The 22,824-nt window shown below is 70.4% G+C and carries 23 protein-coding genes; 9 read left to right on the top strand and 14 right to left on the bottom strand.

Going from position 1 to position 22,824, the window contains the following annotated elements:
* Nucleotides 1-90 precede the first annotated feature (90 nt).
* The 7 genes from ACZ53N_RS16000 to clpS form a co-directional block, all read right to left on the bottom strand.
* Nucleotides 91-1,041, bottom strand: a complete 951-nt coding sequence (locus tag ACZ53N_RS16000) for a PLP-dependent cysteine synthase family protein (protein WP_469141450.1) — start codon at nt 1,039-1,041, stop codon at nt 91-93.
* A gap of 3 nt (nt 1,042-1,044) precedes the next feature.
* Nucleotides 1,045-1,332, bottom strand: a complete 288-nt coding sequence (locus tag ACZ53N_RS15995) for a MoaD/ThiS family protein (protein ID WP_469141449.1) — start codon at nt 1,330-1,332, stop codon at nt 1,045-1,047.
* A gap of 83 nt (nt 1,333-1,415) precedes the next feature.
* Nucleotides 1,416-1,529, bottom strand: coding sequence for a putative leader peptide (locus tag ACZ53N_RS15990; protein WP_362214519.1), 114 nt, complete (start codon nt 1,527-1,529; stop codon nt 1,416-1,418).
* A gap of 114 nt (nt 1,530-1,643) precedes the next feature.
* Nucleotides 1,644-2,066: a M67 family metallopeptidase gene (locus ACZ53N_RS15985; protein WP_469141448.1), complete on the bottom strand. Its 423-nt coding sequence runs from the start codon at nt 2,064-2,066 to the stop codon at nt 1,644-1,646.
* Between the two features lie 78 nt (nt 2,067-2,144).
* Entirely contained in the window at nt 2,145-3,629 is a 1,485-nt protein-coding gene (locus tag ACZ53N_RS15980) for an amino acid permease (RefSeq protein ID WP_469141447.1), read from the bottom strand.
* 463 nt (nt 3,630-4,092) lie between these two features.
* Nucleotides 4,093-4,692, bottom strand: coding sequence for a DUF2017 domain-containing protein (locus ACZ53N_RS15975; protein ID WP_469141446.1), 600 nt, complete (start codon nt 4,690-4,692; stop codon nt 4,093-4,095).
* Nucleotides 4,692-4,994: an ATP-dependent Clp protease adapter ClpS gene (clpS, locus tag ACZ53N_RS15970; protein ID WP_130878040.1), complete on the bottom strand. Its 303-nt coding sequence runs from the start codon at nt 4,992-4,994 to the stop codon at nt 4,692-4,694. Before clpS ends, ACZ53N_RS15975 begins: the two co-directional genes overlap by 1 nt.
* A gap of 373 nt (nt 4,995-5,367) precedes the next feature.
* Between clpS and ACZ53N_RS15965 the strand changes: the two genes are divergently transcribed.
* Both ACZ53N_RS15965 and ACZ53N_RS15960 read left to right on the top strand, forming a co-directional pair.
* A complete protein-coding gene (locus tag ACZ53N_RS15965) occupies nt 5,368-6,708 on the top strand; it encodes a nicotinate phosphoribosyltransferase (protein ID WP_469141445.1) in 1,341 nt (446 codons plus the stop codon).
* A 141-nt stretch (nt 6,709-6,849) separates the two neighbouring features.
* Nucleotides 6,850-7,443 (top strand): isochorismatase family protein, encoded by a 594-nt coding sequence (locus tag ACZ53N_RS15960; protein ID WP_469141444.1) that lies wholly within the window; start codon nt 6,850-6,852, stop codon nt 7,441-7,443.
* Between the two features lie 200 nt (nt 7,444-7,643).
* On the opposite strand, the gene ACZ53N_RS15955 is transcribed toward ACZ53N_RS15960, so the two are convergent.
* Together ACZ53N_RS15955 and ACZ53N_RS15950 are read right to left on the bottom strand one after the other, a co-directional pair.
* Complete coding sequence (locus ACZ53N_RS15955) at nt 7,644-7,976, bottom strand: hypothetical protein (protein WP_184729441.1); 333 nt, start codon at nt 7,974-7,976, stop codon at nt 7,644-7,646.
* A 170-nt stretch (nt 7,977-8,146) separates the two neighbouring features.
* Nucleotides 8,147-10,558 (bottom strand): immune inhibitor A domain-containing protein, encoded by a 2,412-nt coding sequence (locus ACZ53N_RS15950; RefSeq protein ID WP_469141443.1) that lies wholly within the window; start codon nt 10,556-10,558, stop codon nt 8,147-8,149.
* Between the two features lie 318 nt (nt 10,559-10,876).
* On the opposite strand from ACZ53N_RS15950, the gene ACZ53N_RS15945 reads away from it, so the two are divergent.
* A complete protein-coding gene (locus tag ACZ53N_RS15945) occupies nt 10,877-11,137 on the top strand; it encodes a hypothetical protein (protein ID WP_469141442.1) in 261 nt (86 codons plus the stop codon).
* Here the strand turns inward: ACZ53N_RS15945 and ACZ53N_RS15940 are convergent.
* Complete coding sequence (locus tag ACZ53N_RS15940) at nt 11,123-11,773, bottom strand: RDD family protein (RefSeq protein ID WP_469141441.1); 651 nt, start codon at nt 11,771-11,773, stop codon at nt 11,123-11,125. The two genes, ACZ53N_RS15945 and ACZ53N_RS15940, sit on opposite strands and share 15 nt — an antisense overlap.
* Nucleotides 11,774-11,864: 91 nt before the next feature.
* The gene (locus tag ACZ53N_RS15935) at nt 11,865-13,523 is read right to left on the bottom strand and encodes an RDD family protein (RefSeq protein ID WP_469141440.1); all 1,659 of its coding nucleotides are present in this window, start codon (nt 13,521-13,523) and stop codon (nt 11,865-11,867) included.
* Between the two features lie 419 nt (nt 13,524-13,942).
* On the opposite strand from ACZ53N_RS15935, the gene ACZ53N_RS15930 reads away from it, so the two are divergent.
* Nucleotides 13,943-14,413 carry an SsgA family sporulation/cell division regulator gene (locus tag ACZ53N_RS15930; protein ID WP_469141439.1) on the top strand — a complete coding sequence of 157 codons (471 nt, stop codon included), beginning with the start codon at nt 13,943-13,945 and terminating at the stop codon, nt 14,411-14,413.
* A gap of 92 nt (nt 14,414-14,505) precedes the next feature.
* Here the strand turns inward: ACZ53N_RS15930 and ACZ53N_RS15925 are convergent, their stop codons facing one another.
* Nucleotides 14,506-15,918, bottom strand: coding sequence for an FAD-binding oxidoreductase (locus ACZ53N_RS15925; RefSeq protein ID WP_469141438.1), 1,413 nt, complete (start codon nt 15,916-15,918; stop codon nt 14,506-14,508).
* Nucleotides 15,919-16,030: 112 nt separating this feature from the next.
* Nucleotides 16,031-17,173: a 4-hydroxyphenylpyruvate dioxygenase gene (hppD, locus tag ACZ53N_RS15920; RefSeq protein WP_469141437.1), complete on the bottom strand. Its 1,143-nt coding sequence runs from the start codon at nt 17,171-17,173 to the stop codon at nt 16,031-16,033.
* 121 nt (nt 17,174-17,294) lie between these two features.
* Between hppD and ACZ53N_RS15915 the strand changes: the two genes are divergently transcribed.
* The 5 genes from ACZ53N_RS15915 (at nt 17,295) to ACZ53N_RS15895 (ending at nt 21,809) form a co-directional block, all read left to right on the top strand.
* Nucleotides 17,295-17,762: an Lrp/AsnC family transcriptional regulator gene (locus tag ACZ53N_RS15915; RefSeq protein ID WP_469141436.1), complete on the top strand. Its 468-nt coding sequence runs from the start codon at nt 17,295-17,297 to the stop codon at nt 17,760-17,762.
* 125 nt (nt 17,763-17,887) lie between these two features.
* The gene (locus ACZ53N_RS15910; RefSeq protein ID WP_469141435.1) at nt 17,888-18,535 is read left to right on the top strand and encodes an ABC transporter permease; all 648 of its coding nucleotides are present in this window, start codon (nt 17,888-17,890) and stop codon (nt 18,533-18,535) included.
* 13 nt (nt 18,536-18,548) lie between these two features.
* Nucleotides 18,549-19,835, top strand: a complete 1,287-nt coding sequence (locus tag ACZ53N_RS15905) for an ABC transporter ATP-binding protein (RefSeq protein WP_469141495.1) — start codon at nt 18,549-18,551, stop codon at nt 19,833-19,835.
* A gap of 31 nt (nt 19,836-19,866) precedes the next feature.
* Nucleotides 19,867-20,799 (top strand): ABC transporter permease, encoded by a 933-nt coding sequence (locus ACZ53N_RS15900; RefSeq protein ID WP_469141434.1) that lies wholly within the window; start codon nt 19,867-19,869, stop codon nt 20,797-20,799.
* The gene (locus tag ACZ53N_RS15895) at nt 20,796-21,809 is read left to right on the top strand and encodes a glycine betaine ABC transporter substrate-binding protein (RefSeq protein WP_469141433.1); all 1,014 of its coding nucleotides are present in this window, start codon (nt 20,796-20,798) and stop codon (nt 21,807-21,809) included. The genes ACZ53N_RS15900 and ACZ53N_RS15895 overlap by 4 nt, the downstream gene beginning before the upstream one ends.
* A 45-nt stretch (nt 21,810-21,854) precedes the next feature.
* Here ACZ53N_RS15895 and ACZ53N_RS15890 read toward each other — a convergent pair whose 3' ends face one another.
* Entirely contained in the window at nt 21,855-22,655 is an 801-nt protein-coding gene (locus ACZ53N_RS15890) for a YlbL family protein (RefSeq protein WP_469141432.1), read from the bottom strand.
* Between the last annotated feature and the right edge of the window lie 169 nt (nt 22,656-22,824).

The following is a 22,824-nucleotide window of genomic DNA, read 5'->3' as shown; positions in this document are numbered from 1 at the left end:
GTGGGTTGGGGCCCCCCTTCTGTTCCCCCCCCCAGCGGTGGGGTTTGTTTTCTTCCCCCCCCCCCCCCCCCCCCCCCCCCCCCGCCAGGCTCAGGCCCAGAGCTGCCCGTGCAGGGTCTCCACGGCCGCTTCCGTCGTGGCCGCGGTGTAGACGCCGGTCGAAAGGTACTTCCAGCCGCCGTCGGCGACGATGAAGACGATGTCGGCGCGCTCCCCCGCCCGGTCGGCCTTGCGGGCCACCCCGATGGCGGCGTGCAGGACCGCGCCGGTGGAGATGCCCGCGAAGATGCCCTCTTCGGCGAGGAGTTCGCGGGTGCGGCGGACGGCGTCCTCGGAACCCACGGAGTAGCGGGTGGTGAGGACGGTTTCGTCGTAGAGCTCGGGGACGAAGCCCTCGTCGAGGTTGCGCAGGCCGTAGACGACGTCGTCGTAGCGCGGCTCGGCGGCGACGATGCGGACGTCCGGTACCTGCTCGCGCAGGTAGCGGCCGACGCCCATCAGGGTGCCGGTCGTGCCGAGGCCGGCCACGAAGTGGGTGATCTCGGGGAGGTCCGCGAGGATCTCGGGGCCGGTGGTGGCGTAGTGGGCACCGGCGTTGTCGGGGTTGCCGTACTGGTAGAGCATCACCCAGTCGGGGTGCTGCCCGGCCAGTTCCTTGGCCATGCGTACGGCGGTGTTGGAGCCTCCGGCGGCGGGCGAGGGGATGATCTCCGCGCCCCACATGGCGAGCAGCTGGCGCCGCTCCTCGCTGGTGTTCTCGGGCATCACGCACACGATGCGGTAGCCCTTGAGGCGGGCGGCCATGGCGAGGGAGATGCCGGTGTTGCCGGAGGTGGGCTCCAGGATGGTGCAGCCCGGGGTCAGCCGGCCGTCCTTCTCCGCCTGCTCGATCATGTGCAGGGCGGGGCGGTCCTTGATGGAACCGGTGGGGTTGCGGTCCTCCAGCTTCGCCCAGATCCGGACGTCCGGGGACGGGGACAGGCGCGGCAGGCGGACGAGCGGGGTGTTGCCCACCGCGGCCAGGGGGCTGTCGTAGCGCACGGGTCAGTCCCGGCCGCCGGCGACCGCCGGGAGGATGGTGACGCTGTCGCCGTCGGTGAGTTCGGTGCTGATGCCGGCGAGGAAGCGGACGTCCTCGTCGTTGAGGTAGACGTTGACGAAGCGGCGCAGCTCGCCGCCGGCGGCCTCGTCGACCAGGCGCTCGCGGATGCCCGGGTGGCGGCTCTCGAGGTCCTTGAAGAGCTCGTCGATCGTGGCTCCGCTGCCCTCGACCGCCTTCCGGCCGTCGGTGTGGGTGCGGAGGATGGTCGGGATGCGGACCTCGATGGCCATGGTTGTGCTCCTGTCGGAGTGCGGGGAAGTGCGGGGATGCTCGTGGGTCGCGCGGGGCGCGGGCGAAGCGGGCGCCGCGGCTCTCACTCGGCGGCGCCGCGCGGACAGAGCGCGGCGGCGAGGCGGCACAGATCGACGTGCCGCCGCGCCACGAGCAGGGTGCCCGGCGCTTTCTGGATCACGTCGTGGAAAACCATGGGCACATGGTATCGATTCCCCCTGAGCGCACCGGAAGTTCGTCCCGCGATGCGGACCACCGCATCTTGTCGGCCGGGACGGGTGGGCGCGGCCGTCCGGGGGGGCCGCGGGTGTCAGTACGCCTCGACGACGTGTACGTCCTCCTCGGTCACCTGGCCGTCCACGATGCGGTACGAGCGGAACTGGAAGGGTCCGGCGTCGTCGGTGTCGGCGGTGGAGACGAGGACGTAGTGGGCGCCGGGTTCGCTCGCGAGGCCGATGTCGGTGCGGGAGGGGTAGGCCTCGGTGGCGGTGTGCGAGTGGTAGATGACGACGGGTTCCTCGTCGCGGTCGTCCATGTCGCGGTAGAGCTTGAAGAGGTCGGTGGAGTCGAACTCGTAGAACGTGGGCGAGCGGGCCGCGTTGAGCATCGGGACGAAGCGCTCGGGGCGGCCGCTGCCGGCCGGGCCGGCCACCACGCCGCACGCCTCGTCGGGGTGGTCGGCGCGGGCGTGCGCGACGATCTGGTCGTACAGGGCCTGGGTAATGGTCAGCATGTTCGTCAGGATAAGCAGACGGGCCCGTCCGTACCGAGAGTGGTACGGACGGGCCCGGATGCCGGACGGTTTCCCGTGTCAGAGGGTCTTCTGGCCCTCGTCGACGGTGGCCGCGGAGTAGTCCTTGCGGGCGAATGCCTGCGGGTTGCGGGCCTTGAGGATGTAGTACGAGCCCACCATGATCGCGGCCCAGATGGGCGCGCAGTACAGGGAGATCCGGGAGTCCTTGTCGATGCCCATCAGCACGATCACCATGAAGATGAAGGCGAGCGCGAAGAGGCTGGTCCACGGCGCGCCGGGGGCCTTGAACGCGGACTGCGGCAGCTCGCCGCGGTTGGCCTTGCGGCGGTAGATCAGCTGCGCCGCGAGGATCATGATCCACGCCCACATGCCCGAGATGGTCGCGAAGGAGACGACGTAGGTGAACGCCTCACCCGGCCACTGGTAGTTGATCCAGACGCCGACGAGCATCAGCGCGGCCGAGAAGGTCGTGCCGCGCAGCGGCAGGCCCTTCTTGGTGAGCTGGGCGAAGAACTTCGGGCCCTGGCCGTTGAGCGCGAGGTCGCGCAGCATGCGGCCGGTGGAGTACATGCCGGAGTTGCAGGAGGAGAGCGCCGCCGTCAGCACCACGAAGTTGACGATGCCGGCGCCGGCCGGCAGGCCGATCTTCGCGAAGGCCGCCACGAAGGGGCTGATGCCGGGCATGAACTCGGTCCACGGGACCACGGACAGGATGATGATCAGGGCGCCGATGTAGAAGACCGCGATCCGCCACGGGACGGTGTTGATCGCCTTGGGCAGGGTCTTCTTCGGGTCCTTGGCCTCGCCCGCGGTGACGCCGACGAGCTCGACGGCGAGGAAGGCGAACATCACGATCTGCAGCGTCATCAGCGTGGAGCGGATGCCGTGGGGGAAGAACCCGTGGTGCGACCAGAGGTTGGTGAAGGTGGCGGTGTCACCGGCGTCGGAGAAGCCGAGGGTGATCACGCCGAGGCCGATCAGGATCATGCCGATGATGGCGGTGACCTTGACCATGGAGAACCAGAACTCCAGCTCGCCGAAGAGCTTCACGGAGATCAGGTTGGCGAAGTAGAGGATGACCGTGAACCCGAGCGCGGACACCCATTGCGGGACGTCGCCGTGGGTCCAGTAGCTCATATAGGTCGCCGCGGCGGTGACCTCGACGATGCCGGTGACGACCCAGAAGAGCCAGTACGTCCAGCCGGTCACGTACCCCCAGAAGGGGCCGAGGAACTCACGGGCGTAGTCGGAGAAGGAGCCCGAGACCGGGCGGTACATGAGCAGCTCACCGAGCGCACGCATGATGAAGAAGATGACGAGGCCGGCTATCGCGTAGGCCAGGATCAGGCTGGGCCCCGCCTTGTGGATGGCCGTGCCCGCGCCGAGAAACAGGCCGGTGCCGATGGCACCGCCGATGGCGATCATCTGGATCTGTCGGTTGCCCAGACCACGCTGGTAACCCTCGGAAGCGTCCTGTCCGCTTCCGTCCTGCCCTGCGGTCCCCGCGTCTGCGGTACGGTCCGCGACCTGCTCAGAGGTCATGGTGGTGCGCCTTTCTCCATACCGACCCGGTGCGTCCGGATCGGGTCCCGATCCCCCCGGATGGAGTTCCTGAAAAACGCCGACGGTCGGCCGGCTAAGCGCTCCCGCCGTGACATGGGTGGCGTCACGGAGGCAGGTCGTGAAGATTTATCACACGCGGACAGGAGATCGTTCAACGATGTGTGATCGGCGCCACACGCAAAGTAGGACAAATGTAAATAGTGCCGCTAAAACCTGCCACTAGGGTGACGGGATCGTTATGCGGGGTGGAGTGTCCGATCATCGGACACCCTTTGCCGGGTGTCCGTATTCCGGACATCCGGGCCGTCCGAACCCGGGGGGACCGGGACATCCCGGGCCCGTCCGTTACCGGCCCCGAGCCATCGGCGGAGCGAGTCTGCGCTGCTCAGGGCGACGGGCGGCCCGGAATGGCACCGCGCGGCCGCGGCGCACCACGCCGCCATTAGGCCATCAGTGACTCGACGAGCGTCTCCTGCAGACCCCCGAGCCACAGGTACGCCATCACCATCGGCTTGCGCGGGTCCTCGTCCGGCAGCCGGAAGAGCTCGTCACTGTCGTCCTCGTCGCCGATCTCCAGCCGGGTCCCGATGGCGAGGCGCAGATCGTTGAGCGCGCCGAGCCACTGCCGGCACTCGTCGGCCGACAGCCGCAGCACGGCGTCGCTGTCGTCGTCGCCGGTCAGGGTCAGCGAGTCGAGCGAGTGCACGACTGCGAGGGCGTCGTCGCGCTTGCGGGCGCGCAGGTCGTTCTCGGTGTAGCGGCGGAATTCGGCGGCGTACGCGCGGGCCTGCGGATCCTGCTCGGAGCCGGGGGCGCCGTAGGCGTCGGGGAAGAGCCGGGCCAGCGCCGGATCGGCGGGCGGCTCGCTCGGGCCCTCGGCGAAGAGCCGGGCGAGCGGGTCGGCGTCCTCGGGGCCCTGGTCGGCGCCGGGCCCGATCAGCTCCAGGAGCTGCACGGCCAGGCTGCGCAGGATGGAGACCTCGACCTCGTCCAGGGCCACGGCGGCCCCGCCGCCGGGAAGCGGCTCGAAGTGCCCGGCCATCAGCGGTCCTGCGACAGGGTCGCCCAGAGGCCGTAACCGTGCATCGCCTGCACGTCGCGCTCCATCTCCTCGCGGCTGCCGCTGGAGACCGTGGCGCGGCCCTTGTGGTGCACGTCGAGCATCAGTCGGTGTGCCTTGTCCTTGGAATAGCCGAAGTACGCCTGGAAGACATACGTCACATAACTCATAAGATTGACGGGGTCGTTGTGGACCAACGTGACCCAGGGGACGTCCGGTTCGGCCACCGCATAAGGGGCCTCACTCGACTCGGGACGTTCGATCTCGACCGGTGCGACGCTCACCACTGCTCCATCGTTGCGTTCTCCGCCCACGAGGCCCACGCACGCGGCTGCGGCCGGGCGACAACGGCCCGAGGCGAGGCTGCGGACCGACCTCGTCTGCGGCCCGGCGGCCTCGTGTGCGTCGCTCACACCTGCTCCATCGTTCGCTTCTCCGCCCACGAGGCGACGCTGCGGACCGACCTCGTCTGCGGCCCGGCGGCCTCGTGTGCGTCGCTCACGTATCCATGCTGCCACTCCCCCCTGCCCGACGCACAAACGGGTCCGCGCACGGGCGGGTTCCGCCGGTGACCGGCCCTAGAAATCGTCACTCTGACGAGTAATCGGGGTAGCATCCGTGCCAGACGCCAGGATCGGAATTGCGAGGTAGGGCGAAGTGAACGCTGCGGACCTGGGGCTGCCGGTGGCTGTGCCGTCGACGGCTCTCTTCACCGACCGGTACGAACTCACGATGCTGCAAGCCGCGCTGCGGGCCGGCACCGCCGACCGGCGCTCGGTCTTCGAGGTCTTCACCCGGCGGCTGCCCGAGGGCCGCCGCTACGGCGTCGTCGGGGGCACCGGCCGGGTGCTGGACGCCATCGAGAACTTCCGTTTCGACGCCAATGTGCTGGCCTTCCTGACCGAACAGGGCATCGTGGACGAGCCGACGCGCGCGTGGCTCGCCGACTACCGCTTCCGCGGTGACGTCTGGGGCTACCCCGAGGGCGAGGTGTACTTCCCCGGCTCGCCGATCATGCGGGTCGAGGGCACCTTCGCCGAGGCGGTGCTGCTGGAGACCGTCATCCTCTCCATCCTCAACCACGACTCGGCGGTCGCCGCGGCGGCCTCCCGGATGTCGATCGCGGCGGGCGGGCGGCCGCTGATCGAGATGGGCGCGCGGCGCACCCACGAGCTGGCGGCCGTGGCCGCGGCGCGTGCCGCGTACGTGGGCGGCTTCGCCACCACCTCCGACCTCGCGGCCGGGTTCCGCTACAACATCCCGACCGTCGGCACCAGTGCGCATGCCTTCACCCTGTTGCACGACAGCGAGCGGGACGCCTTCACCGCCCAGGTCGACTCGCTCGGCAGTGGCACGACCCTCCTGGTGGACACCTTCGATGTCACCGAGGCCGTCCGGATGGCCGTGGACATCGCGGGACCCGGGCTGGGCGCGGTGCGCATCGACTCCGGCGACCTCCTGCTGCTCGCCCACCGGGTGCGGCAGCAGCTCGACGACCTGGGCGCGACCAAGACGAAGATCGTGGTCACCAGCGACCTGGACGAGTACGCGATCGCCTCGCTGGCCGCCGCGCCCGTCGACGCCTACGGAGTGGGCACCCAGCTGGTGACCGGCAGCGGCCACCCCACCTGCTCGATGGTCTACAAGCTCGTCGCCCGCGCGGACGGCGGCGGGGCCGACGCGCCGCTGCGGCCGGTGGCGAAGAAGTCGATGGGCGGCAAGTCCTCCGTGGGCGGCCGCAAGTGGGCCGCGCGCCGGCTGGACGCCTCGGGGATCGCCGAGGCGGAGGTCGTGGGCACCGGCCCGGTCCCGGACGATCTGGCCGACCGGCAGCTGCTCGTGGAGCTCGTACGGGGCGGGGAGGTCGTCGCCCGGGAGCCGCTGGACGCGGCCCGCGACCGGCACGCGGCAGCCCGCGCGGGGCTGCCCATGTCGGCCACCCAGCTCTCGCGCGGCGAGGCGGTCCTGCCGACGGAGTACGTCACCCACGACGCGTGAGGGCGCGGGGGCGCATCGGGCCGGTGCGACGAGCGCCCCGCCGGACACGCCCTCCCGCAACGCGCGGAGAGTCACTACCCTCGGTCACAGCGAGTTGATCCGCACAGTCGGCCGATAACTCCTTCGAAAAGGATCTGCACCATGCATCGTGCGCTGATCATCGTCGACGTGCAGAACGACTTCTGCGAGGGCGGCAGCCTCGCGGTGGCCGGCGGCGCCGACGTGGCCGCGGCCATAACCGACCTGGTCGGCGAGGCGACCGCCGGATACCGGCACGTCGTCGCCACCCGTGATCACCACATAGACCCCGGTGAGCACTTCTCCGAGCATCCCGATTTCGAACGCACCTGGCCGACGCACTGTGTGGCCGGCACGGAGGGCAGCGGATTCCATCCGAACTTCGCGCCCGTGATCGCCTCCGGGGCGATCGACGCCGTCTTCGACAAGGGCGCATACGCGGCCGCGTACAGCGGCTTCGAGGGCACCGACGAGAACGGCACGTCGCTCGGTGACTGGCTGCGCGAGCACGGGGTGAGCGAGGTGGACGTGGTCGGTCTCGCCACCGACCACTGCGTACGGGCCACGGCCCTGGACGCACGGCGCGAGGGGTTCACCACGCAGGTGCTGCTGGACCTGACCGCGGGCGTCGCCCCGCACACCACCCAGCGGGCGCTGGAGGAGCTGCGGGACGCGGGCGTGGAGCTGAGCGGCAAGCCGGTCGTCCAGGTCGGCTAGCGCCCTGTCCGGCTCCGCCTGCGGGCCGTCTTTGCCGCCTGCGGCGGCGGGCGCCCTGCGGGCGCGTCCTCAAGCGCCGGACGGGCTGGTTGTGGCTGAGCTCAGCCGAAACCAGCCCGTCCGGCGCTTGAGGACACAGCACTGCAGCCCGTCCGGCGCTTGAGGACACCGCCGCGCAGCGGAGGTGCACCCACCACGGCCTACGCCGCACCCGCAGGCCTGCGCCGCAGCAGCGTGGCGATCGGGTGCCAGGATTCCGTGTCGTCGTCCGGGACGGAGCGCCAGACGAGTCCGTCCGGGTGATGCAGGACGGCCGTGATCTCGTCCGGAGTAGGCGGCTCCGCGTTACCGCGCAGGTAGACCGCGCGCAGGCCGAGGTTCCGCAATCGGGTCAGGGCCCGCTGCCGGTTCGCCGCGTGGACCAGGACGCGTACCCGGGCGCCCGGTGTGCCACCGCCGCCGGGTGGGCTGGGCAGGGGCAGGGCGACGACCACGCTGCCGTCGGGAAGCTTGGCGAACCCACCACCTGCCACCCGCGTCACCCCTCTCCCGCACACCGTCGGAGCCGCGTTTTTGACAAGTGTGTCAATAACAAGGTCATGACAGGCATTCTCGGCACGATCGGCCGCCGCCCGCTAGGGGGCGACGGCCGATGCATGTCCGACCTGGGGTGATGCCGTTTCGACTACCGGCTACTCGCCGGTTACTTGCCGGACGGGGTCACCTGGACGGTCATGGTGGAACCGTTCAGAGCCTCGTGGAGGATCTTGATCCGGGTGTTGGTGTCAGTAACCTTCACACCACCGGTCGGGTTCGACTTGTCGTAGTACGTGCCCTTGCGGTCGTCGAAGACCGGCGAGCCGGCCTTGCCCTTGACGCGCTTGGCGACACCGTCGCTGTGGACCGTGTAGCCCTGCGCCGGGAACCAGCTGAACGTCGAGTCGTAGGCCTGGAAACGGTTGCGCATCAGCTCACCGTTCGTCCACTTCTCGGCCTTCGGGTGGGCGTCGATCGGGAGGATCCGGCCGGTGCCCGGGTGGGCGCTGATGTTGTTGTCCTTCTCCGAGGTGTCCCACTTCCAGATGAGCAGGCCCTTCTGGTACGGGTAGTGCTCGACCCAGCCCGGCTTGGTGGACTTCCAGCCGAAGTTGTACGGACCCGTCTTGAGGGTCTTGTCGTACGACACGTACTGGCGGTTCTCCGCGATGTAGTACTGCGGGTAGTCCTTGGTGAAGGAGGCGCCGATGCGCGAGAAGCCCTTCGTCGTCCAGCCGTTGTCGCCCGCCTCGGCGCCGTCCGTGACGATCGCCTTGCCGTCGGCGTTGACGGTGATGGCATCGGCCGTGAAGCCCTTGCCGCCGGCGCCGCCGTCGGTTGAGTAGCGGAAGCGCAGGTCGACCTTCTTGCCCGCGTAGGCGTCGAGCGGGTAGGAGAGCTTCTTGTACGCGCCGGAGACACCGGTCAGCGCGGGCTTGTCGCCGCCGTCACGGGTGATGGCCTTGCCGTCGGCGGTGCCGTCGAGCGGGGTCCAGTTGGCGCCGCCGTCCGTGGAGACCTCGGCGTAGAGGAAGTCGTAGTTCTCCTCGATGTCCCACCAGCCCGAAAGGTCCAGCGAGCCCTTGGACTTGCCCGTCAGGTCGACCGGCCGGGAGAGGGTGTTCTTCAGGTCGTCGCCCGCGCCGCTCCACCACTGCTGGGAGCCCTCGACGGGCTTGACGACGTCGGTCTTGACCTTCTTCGCGGGAAGGTCGACGACGAGCGCCTGCTTGTCCTTGGTGTTGTACTCCGCCACGCCCAGCTTGTGCGTCGACTTCGTCGCCGCCTTCGCCTTGCCGTAGTTGAGCCAGCCCAGCTGCAGCTTGTCCCAGGCGCTCATGTCGCCGGGCAGCTCGCCGATGGAGTCCTTGCCGTTGCCGAGCCAGGAGCCGGAGGACATCAGCGACCAGAAGGCGACCGAGGACTCGCCCTCGCCGCTGGTGTCGTACTCGTCCGGCAGGCCCAGGTCGTGGCCGTACTCGTGGGCGAAGACACCGAGGCCGCCGTTCTCCGGCTGCATGGTGTAGTCGCCGACCCAGATGCCGGTGTCGGCTATCTGGGTGCCGCCCGCCTTGTTGGTGGCCGGGCCGGTCTTGCCGGCGTCGGAGCCGTAGGCGTACCAGCGGTGCGCCCAGATCGCGTCCTTGCCCTGGGCGCCGCCGCCCGCGGACTCGTCCTCGCCGGCGTGCACGATCTGGAAGTGGTCGATGTAACCGTCGGGCTCGTTGAAGTTGCCGTCGCCGTCGAAGTCGTTACGGTCCCACTGGTCGTACTTGGCCAGCTCCGCCTTGATCGCCGCGTCGCTGCGGCCGGCGGCCTTCTGGTCCTTGACCCACTGGTTCACGCCGTCGCTGATCAGGTCCCAGGCGCTCGGGCAGTTGGTGGATCCGCAGTAGTTCGAGCCGTAACGGGCCTCGTTGTACGGGACCTTGACCCAGTCGGTGACCTGGCCCTCGACGGAGTAGCGGCCCGAGGACTGCTTCTCGTAGTACTTGGCCAGGGACTCCTTGCCCTTGTCGTGCGAGAAGTAGAGGTCCTGGAAGTACTTGCGGTTGAAGTCCTTCCGCCAGGCCGTGCTGTTGTCCTTCTTGCGGTCGGGCTGCTCTATCTCGTTGTGCGCGGGGCCGGGCGTGCCGCCGTACTTCTTCACCGGCGGCTTGGGGCCGTCGGGGCCGTCCGGGTCGTACATGGTGGTGTCGTCGACCTTGGCGCCGAAGTCGACGAGGATCGTGAAGATCTTGTCGGTCTTCTCCCGGGCCAGCTCGACGTACTTGCCCTTGCCGAGCTTGACGACCTTCGAGCCGCCGCGCTGCTCGGTCTCGGCGTCGCCGGATATGACCTGCTCGAGAGCGGCCTTCCGCTTCGCCTCGTTCTTCTTGGTGTACGGGCCCTTGAGGTCGTGCTCGACGGCGCGCTTGACCTGGTCAGGGTCTTGGCGCTGGATCGTCTGCCGCTCGGCCGGGCCGTCGGTCGCGCCCGCCGCCTGGGCGATACCGACCGCGAGGGTGCCGGTGCCGAGTGCGGTGACCACCGTGGCCACCGCGGCGGACCTGGCGATCCTCCGTTGTCTGCTCTTCACTTGTGCTGCCTCCCCAGTAACAACTGTGGAGGTATTTGACCGGACAGTAACAAGAAAAGACAGATCTTGACTGTTCCGGTTGGAGCAAGTACGTTACTCGGCCTTTAAGTTGCCGAAATCGGACATCAACGGGCGCGTCGATCTCACCTGTTGGACAGCCCGATGACCCCGTGCGCCCTTCATGCTCCCAACACCGTGGGTTAGGTCACGCTTACCGCAAGTTCCGCCCGGGCAGACAGGACCGTAGAGTCGGTTTGCGGTACGTACCAGCGCCGACTCATCTCCCCCATATCGAATGCTCCGAGGACGGATCCCGCCATGCCGCGTCCGACTCCCGCGCAGATCGCCTACGGTTCGGCCACCGTTGTCCTCTCGACCCTCGCCATGCTGCTGCTGTCGCAGACGCGCTCGGGTGCCGGGATCGCGGTCATCACCCTGTCCGCCCTGGTGTTGGGGCTGCTCGTCGCCCTGCGCGCGCCGCTGCCCCGCCGGGGGCGGCGCGAACATGCCCGGGGGCCCGCTCAGCGGACACCCGGGCACGCCGGTTCACGGATCAGTGAGCACTCACTGGGCGGCTGAGACCACCACGGTCTGCGCCGCCTTGTCGTGCAAACACTGCTGATACGGCTTGTCCCATGTACACCACAGGACGTTGACCAGCCAGAAGAGGAAGCCGCAGCACGGCACGACCTCCGGTAGGGAGTAGACAGCGGCACGCGTCCAACCCGCCCGGCCCGCCGGGATCGCGCCGTTGTCGAGCATCGCCACCCGGATCTTCATCGCCATCTTGCCGACCGTCTGCCCCCGGCTGGTCAGCATCATCCCCTCGTAGCAGAAGTACACGACGGCGATCACGATCGACAGACTGGTGGACTTGGCGTTGTCGTTCCAGGGGTCGTAGTCGCGCCAGGCCAGCGAGAAGATCAGGCTGATCGGCACGCTCACCAGTAGACCGTCGATGATCCGCGCGACCAGTCGGCGCAGCCGTGAGGCGAGCGGCGGCATGCCTGCGAGCGGGTCGCTCGCGCCGTACTGGTCCCCGTAGGGATTGCCCGGCCCGCCGCCCCCGGGGCCGCCGCCGTACGGGCCGCCACCATAGGGCCCGCCGCCGGGCGGGGGGCTCCCGTAGGGCCCGCCGTAGGGCGATCCGGCGGGAGGGGGCTCCGGCGGCCCCTTCTGGAACGGGTCGTCGTCGCGCGGCTGATCGGTGCTCATGGGCCAAGTGGAACCCAGGGTTCCGGTATGTGCATCCGCCCGCATGCCGTTCGAGTTGCCCCGGTCCGCGGGGCTTCGCCCGAGTGGGCGATCAGTCCCCGGCGGACGCGACGAACGTACGGGCCGCCTTGTCGTGCCAGCACTGCCGCCACGGCCGGTCGACCAGGCACCACAGCACGTTCACCACACCGATGACGAGCACGCCCAGCACCCCGTACACCAGCCAGCGGCGCAGCGCCGCCCCGAACGGGACCGTGTCGTGGGACTCGATGTCGAGGACGCGCACCCCGCACAGTTTCTTGCCGAGCGTGCGCCCCCACTTGGTGGTCGGCAGTGCCTCGTAGAGCACGCCGAACAGCAACAGCACGCCGAGGACGATGCCCAGGTAGGTGCCGGTGGTGCCGTCGAGCAGCCAGACCGTCACGGTCTGCCCGGACTGCTTCGCCTGCCGCACCTTCTCGTCGATGTGGTCGACGGACTTGCCCCACAGCGGCACGGCCACCGCACCCACGGCTCCGGCGAGGACGGCGGTGTCGACGAGCCGGGCGGCGAGCCGCCGGCCGAGCGCGGCGGGCCTGCCCTGCGCCTGGCTCATCCGCAGGAACGGGTCGTCCTTGGGCGGCTTCCACCCCGGGGCGTCGCCGGGCTGCGCCTGCGCGAGCTGCTGCACCTGCTGCGCCCAGCCGACGGGGGCGGGGCGCTCCTGACGCTCCTCCTGCCGGTGTTCCTGGCGCTGTTCCTGCCGCTGTTCCTGCCGCTGTTCCTGCCGCTGTTCCTGGTGCCTTTCTTGCTGCTTTTCCTGCTGCTTTTCCTGGCGGGTGGGCGCAGGTCCTTCCGGGCGGCTCTCGTCGTGCCGGGGCCGGGGCTGGGGGGCGACGGTGGTGGCGGGCAGCACCGGGCGGCGCTGCGCCGGGCGGTCCCGCTCGGCGGGTGCCGCGGCCGGTGCGTCGAAGGCGGCCTCGGCGGCACGGGCGTCGGGCCACACCTGGGGGGCGGGCGAGAGGTCGGGGTCGGGCTGCGGCCGGGTCGGCGGGCGGAACTGCATCGTGCCGCCGGGCTTACCGGTCGCGGGGGCGGGGCCCGGGCCGGGGCGCTTGGCGCGGATGGTCAGCGTGCCGTCGCCGCGGGCGGGCCGGGCGTCACCGCCGCGCGCGCCGCCGGGGCGGCCGTCGGCGCCGGTGCGGCTCTCCGGCGCGGCGGACGAGGTGGGGTCGGTGGGCGCGGGCGCACCCGGCAGGCGGGGGTCGCGGGCGGCGGGGAGGGCCGCGCCCGGGGCACCGCTCCGGTCGGCCCGGGGGTCACGGGGATCACGCGGGTCGCGGGGATCACGCGTGTCGCGGGGGTCACGCGGGTCTGGGCCCGGGTCGTTCCGCCCGGCGCCGTCGTTGCGCCCGGCCGCCTCGGCACGGGCGTCGCGCAGCGCGGGCTCCTCGTCCAGGAACATGGGCCCGGTCTCCTCCGGCAGCGGTCCGGCGCTCTGCGCGGTGTCCACCTGACGGGGGGTCTGCCGAGGGTCCAGGGAGGCCGGCTGAGGGGTCGACGGCACGGGGGCGGCGAGCGCGGGGGCCGCGGCGGGGGCCACCCCGGCGGGCGGCGCGGGCATCGGCTCCCCCTCGGCGGGGGCGGGCCGACTCGTACCGGGCACCCAGGCCACCCCGCTCCAGAACCGGATATAGCGCGGAATGGAGGGATCTGGATACCACCCAAAAGCGGGGCTGCCGTCGGCGGATCCTGAGGTAGGGGCGCTCATGGTCTCCGATGTCCCGTATCTGTTCGGCCGTACTGGGGTGTCGTGGCTGGGTTCGTGACTGGGGTGTCGTGTCGGTGGGGCGGATGGCGGCAAACAGTCTGCCGCACGCGCGCGAGGTCGTGTATGCCGCTCCGGACCCGGATGACGGGACCTTGTGATCTCTATGCGCAAAAGGCAACCCGGAGCGCAACCAACAGGTCTACCAGACGGCCCAGTCGTCTGTGGCCGTCCTGCGGACGGGACCACTCACACGTGCGACCGGCCGACGCGGTGCGACCCGCCGTGTCGCCCCGCGAAAAAAATTCGGATGGATGTGGCGAAGTCGCGTAATGGTGTGGGGGTCGATGCGCTCTATCCGGTGCGGGCCCGTTCACGAGGGGTCACGCACCGAGAGAAGCAGAGCAGAGAGGGCGCAACTGATGCACACCGTGGTGGAACGAGAGCTGGAGCTCAGCCTGGTGCTGTCGCCGGAGCGCAGCATCCCTGTGCCGGCCAGGCTGACCTACCGTACGAGTGACCCGTACGCCGTCCACATCGCCTTTCACATCACTTCCGAGCTGCCCGTGCACTGGACGTTCGCCCGCGAGTTGCTGGTGGAGGGCGTCTTTCGGCCGTGCGGGATCGGTGACGTACGGGTGTGGCCGGCCAAGACCGGCCGACGGTCCTCGGTCTGCGTGGCCCTGACGTCGCCGGACGGCCGCGCGCTGCTGCGGGCGCCCGCGTCGGCGGTGGCGGCGTGGCTGGAGCGCACGCTGCGGGTCGTCCCGCCGGGCACGGAGTCCGAGCTGCTCGGCCTGGACGAGGCGGTGCGCGAGCTGCTGGCCCCGACGCCGGGCGACGACCCGTGGGGGCGTGATCCATGGTCGTCGGACGAGTCGCCGGAGCGGTAGGCCGTGTCCGGCGGATCAGGTGAGTGGGCGCCGCGGGCCCGTGGCGCCCGGGGCCCAGGCGCCGGCCGACACCACAGCTGCGCGGCGGTGTCCTAATCGCCGGACGGGCTTGCTTCAAGCCCGTCCGGAGGGCAGAGGTCCAGGACCTTGCCCGGGTTGAGCAGGCCGAGCGGGTCGAAGACGGCCTTGATGCCGCGCTGCATCTCCAGGCCGACCGGCCCGAGTTCCCGGGCCAGCCACTCCTTCTTCAGCACGCCCACACCGTGTTCGCCGGTGATCGTGCCGCCCAGTTCCAGGCCGAGGGCCATGATCTCGTCGAAGGACTCGCGGGCGCGGCGCGCCTCGTCGGCGTCGGCGGGGTCGAAGCAGACGACGGGGTGGGTGTTGCCGTCCCCGGCGTGGGCGCAGACGCCGATGGTGAGGGCGTACTTCTCGGCGATGGCGGCGGTGCCGTCGAGCATGTCGGCGAGCCGGGAGCGCGGCACGCAGACGTCGTCGATCATCGTGGCGGGCTTGAGGGTCTCCAGGGCGTTCAGGGTCATCCGGCGGGCCTGGAGGAGGAGGTCGGACTCGGCGGCGGAGTCGGCGGGGACGACCTCGGTGGCCCCGGCGGCGGTGCACAGTTCGGCTACGGCCGCGAGGTCCGGGGCCGGGTCGGGGGTGTCGAAGGCGGCGAGCAGCAGGGCTTCGGTGGCGTCGGGCAGGCCCATGCGCGTCATCGCGTTGACGGCGCGGACGGACGTGCGGTCCATCAGCTCCAGCAGTGAGGGGGCGTGGCCGCGGGCCATGATGGCGCAGACGGCCGCGCAGGCCGTGGCGGTGGAGGGGAACTCGGCGGCCAGCACCCGCTGTTCGGGCGGTGCGGGCTTGAGCGCCAGGGTCGCCCTGACGACGATGCCGAGGCTGCCCTCGGAGCCGACGAAGAGCCGGGTGAGGTCATAGCCCGCGACGCCCTTGGCGGTGCGGCGGCCGGTGCTCAGCAGCCGCCCGTCGGCGAGGACGACGTCGAGGCCGAGGACGTACTCGGCGGTGACCCCGTACTTGACGCAGCACAGGCCGCCGGACGCGGTGCCGATGTTGCCGCCGATGGTGCACTGTTCCCAACTGGAGGGGTCCGGCGGATAGTAGAGGCCCTGCTCGGCGACGGCACGGGAGAGGACGGCGTTGACGACCCCCGGCTCGACGACCGCGACCCGGTCGACCGGGTTGATCTCGATGATCCGGTCCATCTTGACGAGCGAGAGCACGATGCAGCCGTCGCTGGCGTTGGCCGCGCCGGACAGCCCCGTGCGGGCCCCCTGCGGGACGACGGGGACGCGCAGCGCGGTCGCGGTGCGCATGATGTGCCGCACCTGCTCGACGGTGCGCGGCAGCACGACCACGGCGGGGGTGCCGGCCTCGCAGAAGCTCGCCATGTCGTTGGCGTACGCGCGTATGACGTCGGGGTCGGTGAGCACGGCTTCCCCGGGGAGGCCTTCACGGAGCCGCTTGATCAGTTCGCCCATACCCTCACCCTGTCACCGGACGGGCCAAAAATCAGCCCGCCCGGCGATTGAGGGCATCGTTGAGGCCCACCCCCGCTCGGGGGCACCTAACCCTCCGGGAACCCCGAACCGGCTAGAGGTTCCCCCGCTTCTCCTGCTCCCGCTCGATCGCCTCGAAGAGCGCCTTGAAGTTGCCCTTGCCGAAGCCCATGGAGCCGTGTCGCTCGATCATCTCGAAGAAGACGGTGGGGCGGTCCTGGACCGGCTTGGTGAAGATCTGCAGCAGATAGCCGTCCTCGTCGCGGTCGACGAGGATCTTCAGTTCGCGCAGTGTCTCGACGGGGACGCGGGTCTCGCCGGCCCAGTCGCCGAGGGTGTCGTAGTACGAGTCGGGGGTGTCGAGGAACTGCACGCCGGCCGCGCGCATGGCCCGTACGGAGGCGACGATGTCGTTGGTGGCGAGGGCGATGTGCTGGACGCCGGGGCCGTTGTAGAACTCGAGGTACTCGTCGATCTGGGACTTCTTCTTGGCGATGGCCGGCTCGTTGAGCGGGAACTTCACCTTGCGGGTGCCGTCCGCGACGACCTTCGACATGAGCGCGGAGTACTCGGTGGCGATGTCGTCGCCCACGAACTCCTTCATGTTGGTGAAGGCCATGACGTTGTTGTAGAAGGCGACCCACTCGTCCATCTTGCCGAGCTCGACGTTGCCCACACAGTGGTCGATGGCCTGGAAGCGGCGCGGGCCGGGCTCCACGATGGGCTCGGCGGCGACGAAGCCGGGGAGGTAGGGGCCGGTGTAGCCGGCGCGCTCGACCAGGGTGTGGCGGGTCTTGCCGTAGGTGGCGATGGCCGCGACGACGACGGTGCCGTGCTCGTCGGTCAGCTCGTGCGGCTCCTCCAGGCCGGTGGCGCCGTGCTCGAGGGCGTAGGCGTAGGCGCGGCGGGCGTCCGGGACCTCGATGGCGAGGTCGACGACGCCGTCACCGTGCTCGGCGACGTGGTCGGCGAGGAAGCGGCCCCGGTCGGTGGTGGCCTTGATGACGGAGGTGAGGACGAAGCGGGCGCCGCCGGACTCCAGCACGTAGCTCGCCGTCTCACGGCTGCCGTTCTCCGGGCCGGAGTAGGCGACGCGTCGCATGCCGAAGGCGGTGGAGTAATAGTGGGCGGCCTGCTTGGCGTTGCCGACTGCGAAGACCACCGCGTCCATGCCCTTGACCGGGAACGGGTCGGCCTGCCGTGCGGTGTGAGGGGTGTGATCTGTGGTCTGAGTCATGGTCGCAGCGTCCCGCCGATCCACAAGGTGCGCAATAGTTTCTGTTTCCGCTGGGCATTCTGTACATAGTCCGGTCGGGGTTACCGGGCGTTCTGTACAGGATGACCACGAGAGGTGTCGCATGGCGATCGATCGTTTGGACGGCAGCCTGATCGAGCTGCTCGCCGAGGAGCCGCGCATCGGCGTTCTGGAGGCCTCGCGCCGCCTGGGCGTGGCGCGCGGCACCGTGCAGGCGCGGCTGGACAGGTTGCAGTCCCAGGGGGTGATCCGGGGGTTCGGCCCCGAGGTGGACCCGGCGGCGCTCGGCTATCCGGTGACGGCCTTCGCGACGCTGGAGATCAAGCAGGGCCAGGGCGCGGACGTGCGGACCCATCTGGCGACCGTCCCCGAGGTGCTGGAGCTGCACACCACCACCGGGCACGGGGACATGCTCTGCCGTCTGGTCGCCCGCTCGAACGCCGACCTCCAGCGGGTGATCGACCGGGTTGTGGGTTTTGATGGCATTGTGCGGGCCTCCACGGCGATCGTCATGGAGAACGCGGTGCCGTTGCGGATCATCCCGCTGGTCAAGCAGGCGTCGGAGGACTGAGGGCTCGGAGGGCTCTTCGGAGGATTTCGCAGGACTGAGGGCTCGAAGGACCGAGCCCGCGAACGGACGAGGACGAGGACGAGGGACCGGCTCGGCGACATTCGGCATTCGGCGAGGAGGAGCGGGTGGGCTTCTGGGAGTACGTCGGCAACCGCCACGCCCAGTTGCTGGCGGACACGTACCAGCACGCCAGCGCGGTGTTCCAGTGCATGGTCGTCGCCACCCTGCTCGGCGTGGCGATCGGCGTGGCCACGTACCGCAGCGAGTGGGCCGGCAATCTCGCCGTCACCTCGACCGCGACGATCCTGACCATCCCCTCCCTGGCGCTGATCGGTCTGCTCATCCCGATCACGGGCCTCGGGGTGGCCCCCACGGTCACGGCCCTGACGCTCTACGGGCTGCTGCCGATCGTCCGCAACGCGATTGTCGGCCTGCGCGGGGTGGACGCCTCGCTGGTGGACGCGGCGACCGGCATCGGCATGTCCCGGCCCGCCCGGCTGTTCCGGGTGGAGCTGCCGCTCGCCTGGCCGCCGATCCTCACCGGCATCCGGGTCTCCACGCAGATGCTGATGGGCATCGCCGCGATCGCCGCCTACGCCTCGGGGCCCGGCCTCGGCAACGAGATCTTCCGCGGCATCTCGTCGCTGGGCAGCGCCAACGCGCTCAACCAGGTGCTCGCCGGGACGCTCGGCATCATCGTCCTCGCGCTGCTCTTCGACGCCGCGTACGTCCTGATCGGCCGGCTGACCATCCCGAGGGGGATCCGTGCCTGAGTCGCCCGTGCCCGTGCCGCCCGCCGCACCGCCACCGGCCGAAGCGAAGCCGCCCCCCGCCGGCCGGAGGCCGTCCGGTGCCACCATCCAGCTGGAGAATCTCACCAAGCGCTATCCGGGCACCGCCACACCCGCCGTGGACTGCGTGAACATGGAGATCAAGGCGGGTGAGCTGGTGGTCTTCGTGGGTCCGTCCGGCTGTGGCAAGACCACCACGATGAAGATGATCAACCGGCTGATCGAGCCGACGTCGGGCCGGATCCGGATCGACGACGAGGACGTCACCGACATGGACCCGGTGAAGCTCCGCCGCAAGATCGGCTACGCCATCCAGTCCTCCGGGCTGTTCCCCCATATGACCGTCGCGCAGAACATCGCGCTCGTGCCGAGGATGACGGGCTGGTCGAAGGCACGGATCGGCGCCCGGGTGGAGGAGATGCTGGACCTGGTGGGGCTGGACGCGGGCGAGTTCCAGGGCCGCTACCCCCGGCAGCTCTCCGGTGGGCAGCAGCAGCGCGTCGGCGTCGCCCGCGCGCTGGCCGCCGACCCGCCCGTCCTCCTGATGGACGAGCCGTTCGGGGCGGTCGACCCGATCACCCGCGACCACCTCCAGGACGAGCTGATCCGGCTCCAGCACGAGCTGCACAAGACGATCGTCTTCGTCACCCACGACTTCGACGAGGCCATCAAGCTCGGCGACCGCATCGCGGTGCTGCGCGAACGCTCGCACATCGCCCAGTTCGACACCCCCGAGGCGATCCTCACCAACCCGGCCGACGACTTCGTCTCCGGCTTCGTCGGCGCCGGCGCGGCGCTCAAACGGCTCAACCTCACCCGCGTACGGGACGTGCCGGTGGTGGCCTTCCCGACCGCCACCATCGACGACCCGCTCCAGTCGATATTCGACAAGCTGCGCTCGGGCACGACCAACGAACTGCTGCTGCTGGACCGCCACCACCGCCCGTACAAGTGGCTGCGGCGCGGCGACCTGATGCGCGCCAAGGGCTCCCTGGCCCGGGCGGGCACGCTCGTGCACGACACGGTCACCCGGGACGCGACCTTGCGCGACGCGTTGGAGGCGGTGCTGACGGACAACACCGGGCGGGTGGCGGTGACCGGGCGGCGCGGGGTGTATGAGGGCGTGGTGGACATGGAGACGCTCATGAACTCCGTCCAGCAACTGCTGGAGGAGGACCGGCTCGACGCCGTGGAGCACCAGCACGAACTGGAGGAACGGCGCGCCCAGCAGACCCGGCAGGAGCAGGAGGGCACGACCGGCGGGCAGGGGGAACGGGCATGAGGCGACCCCGGGCGCACCCGCGGGTGGCGCCGTGACGCGCGGGGACGGGCCGCCGCCGGGGGATGAGCGGCACGCGGGCGAGCACGAGGTCCAAGGCATCGCCTTCCGCGACCCGGAGGAGAGCCGCGGCGCCGGGCCGCGACCGCACGGGCCGTCCGGCACCGGCCTCGACGGGCCCGGCCGGGACGGGCAGTCACCACCCGCCCCGGCATCGGCACCCGCACGCCGCCGCATCACTTGGCAGAAGCTGACCTTTCTGCCCGCCACCCTGGCCCTGGTGCTGCTCGGCACCTGGCTCTGGTTCCGCGGCGCCGATCTCGACTCCATCGCCCGCAACTCCATCGACAACGGCAATGTGTGGCTGCGCCTGCGCCAGCACATCTATTTGACCGTCGTCTCCACCTTCTTCGTGTTGATCATCGCCATCCCGCTGGGCATCCTGCTGACCCGCCGCCGGCTGCGGCCCGCCGCGCCCGTGGTGATGGGGGTCGCCAACATCGGCCAGGCCACGCCCGCGATCGGCCTGCTGGCGCTGCTGGTGATCTGGCTGGGCATCGGCACCCGGGCCGCGCTGATCGGGATCATCGCGTACGCGGTGCTGCCCGTGCTCGCCAACACCGTCGCAGGTCTGAAGGCCATCGACCCGACGCTGGTGGAGGCCGCGCGCGGCATCGGCATGTCCCCGATCGGGGTGCTGCGCAGGGTCGAACTGCCGCTGGCCGTACCGCTGATCCTCGCGGGGGTGCGTACCGCGCTCGTGCTGAACGTGGGCACGGCGACCCTCGCGTACTTCGGCGGGGGTGGCGGGCTGGGCGATCTGATCGCCTCCGGCATCACCAATCAGCGGATGTCGGTGCTGGTGCTGGGGTCGTTGCTGACGGTGGCGCTGGCGCTGCTGGTGGACTGGCTGGCATCCCTGGCGGAGCTGCTGCTGCGGCCGCGCGGACTGGAGGGCGGCAGGTGACGGCGGCGCGAGCGGTGCGCAGGGGCGGCGCGGCGCGCACGGTCTGGGCCACGGCCCTCGCGGGGGCACTGCTGGGCCCCTTCGTGCTCGGCGGGTGCGGTCTGACGAGCGGCTCGCCGATGGTGGACGACGTGGCGCCCGGTTCGGTCGGCCAGGGGCTGCCGCTCAAGGGCGCGGACCTGACCGTGACCTCGAAGAACTTCAGCGAGAACATCGTCCTCGGCCAGATCATGGGCCTCGCCTTCAAGGCGGCGGGCGCGAGCGTCCTGGACCGCACCAACATCCAGGGGTCGATCGGCGCCCGCGAGGCGGTCAAGACCGGTGGCGCGGACGGGATGTACGAATACACCGGCACCGCCTGGATCACCTACCTCGGCCACGACAGGCCGATCACGGACCCACGGGAGCAGTGGCGGGCGGTGGAGAAGGCCGACGCCCGCAACGGCATCGTCTGGCTCGCGCCCGCCGCGCTCAACAACACGTACGCGCTGGCGCTGAACCGGGCGAACGAGAAGAAGTACGGGCCGAAGACGCTCTCCGACGTCGCCGCGCTGTCGAAGTCGGACCCGTCGGCGGTGTCGCTGTGCGTGGAGAGCGAGTTCGCGGCCCGCAACGACGGTCTGCCGGGGATGGCGAAGACCTACGGCATGAACGTCCCGGCCTCCCGCATCCAGAAGATGGACGGCGGCATCATCTACACCCAGGTGTCGGGCGGCAGCTCGTGCACGTTCGGCGAGGTCTTCACCACCGACGGCCGCATCAAGGCCATGAACCTCGCGGTGATGCGGGACGACAAGCACTTCTTCCCCAACTACAACGCCGCCCCGGAGATCAACGGCAAGGCGATGCGGAAGTACCCGGCGATCAGGGACGTGCTCGACCCGATCACGGCGAAGCTGACGAACGACGTGGCGCGGGAGCTGAACGCGAAGGTCGACGTGGACGGGGAGGACCCGCACGAGGTGGCCAAGGACTGGCTGATCGCGGAGGGATTCATCAAGAAGGGCTGACGCCGAGCGGCGCGGGTCACCGTGCGACGGTCAGCGGCTGTCCTGTCAGCAGCTGGGGACCTGCTGTCCGGCGGCCAGGGCACGCAGCGAGGCCACCGCGTCCTTCAGCTCGGTCACCGGAATCAGCCGCAGACCGTCCGGGACCTGGCCGTCGGCGTCCGAGCACTCGTCCTTCGGGACGAGGAAGACGGTCGCCCCGTCCCGCTTGGCGGCCTGTGTCTTGAGCGCCACACCGCCGACCGCGCCCACCGTGCCGTCGGGCTCGATGGTGCCGGTGCCCGCGATCGTCCGGCCGCCGGTGAGGTCGCCGCCGCGGCCGTCGCCGTCGAGCTTGTCGACGATGCCGAGCGCGAAGAACAGCCCGGCGCTCGGCCCGCCGATGTTGGCGAGGCTGAGGTCGACCTTCACGTCCTTCGGGGAGCGCTTGAGATAGCGCAGCGCGGCCCGGGCGGCGTTGTCCTGCGACTTCGCCATCTCGGCGAAGTTGTGCTTCTCGGCGTCCTTGTCCGACTTGCCCGGCGGATAGACGGAGTCGCGCGGCATGACGGCGCGGTCGGAGCGGAACCAGCTGTCGAGGACGTCGCTCAGGCTCGCCTTCACCTGCGGGCCGGTGGCCACGATGGTGGTCATGCGCAGCTGCCCGCTGGTCCGACGGCTCGGCGCACCGCTGATGCTGATCACGGGCTTGCGATCCTCGGAACCGAGGACGTTCACGGTCGAGCCGGGTTGCGCGATCGCGAACGGCAGCGGCACGAACGCCGCGACGGCGAGCAGGGCGATGACGAGCGTCGCACAGGCCGCGAGGGTGCGGGCACGCGACCGAGCGAGGAGAGACACAGCTGGCATGCTGCGAATCTAGTTCACGCGTGATCCCCGTGTGCGCGGCGGGCCGCGGGCCGCGGGCCGCGGGCCGCGGGCCGCGGGCCGCCTACGGCGGCAAGCGCCCTGCGGGCGCGGGGGGGGGGGAGAGAGAGGGGGGGGGGGGGGGGGGGGGGGGGAAGAAAAAACCCCCAAC

Source organism: Streptomyces sp. NPDC033229 (assembly GCF_055576875.1).
The sequence above is the reverse complement of the archived record's forward strand: the minus strand, read 5'-3'. Positions and strand labels throughout refer to the sequence as shown.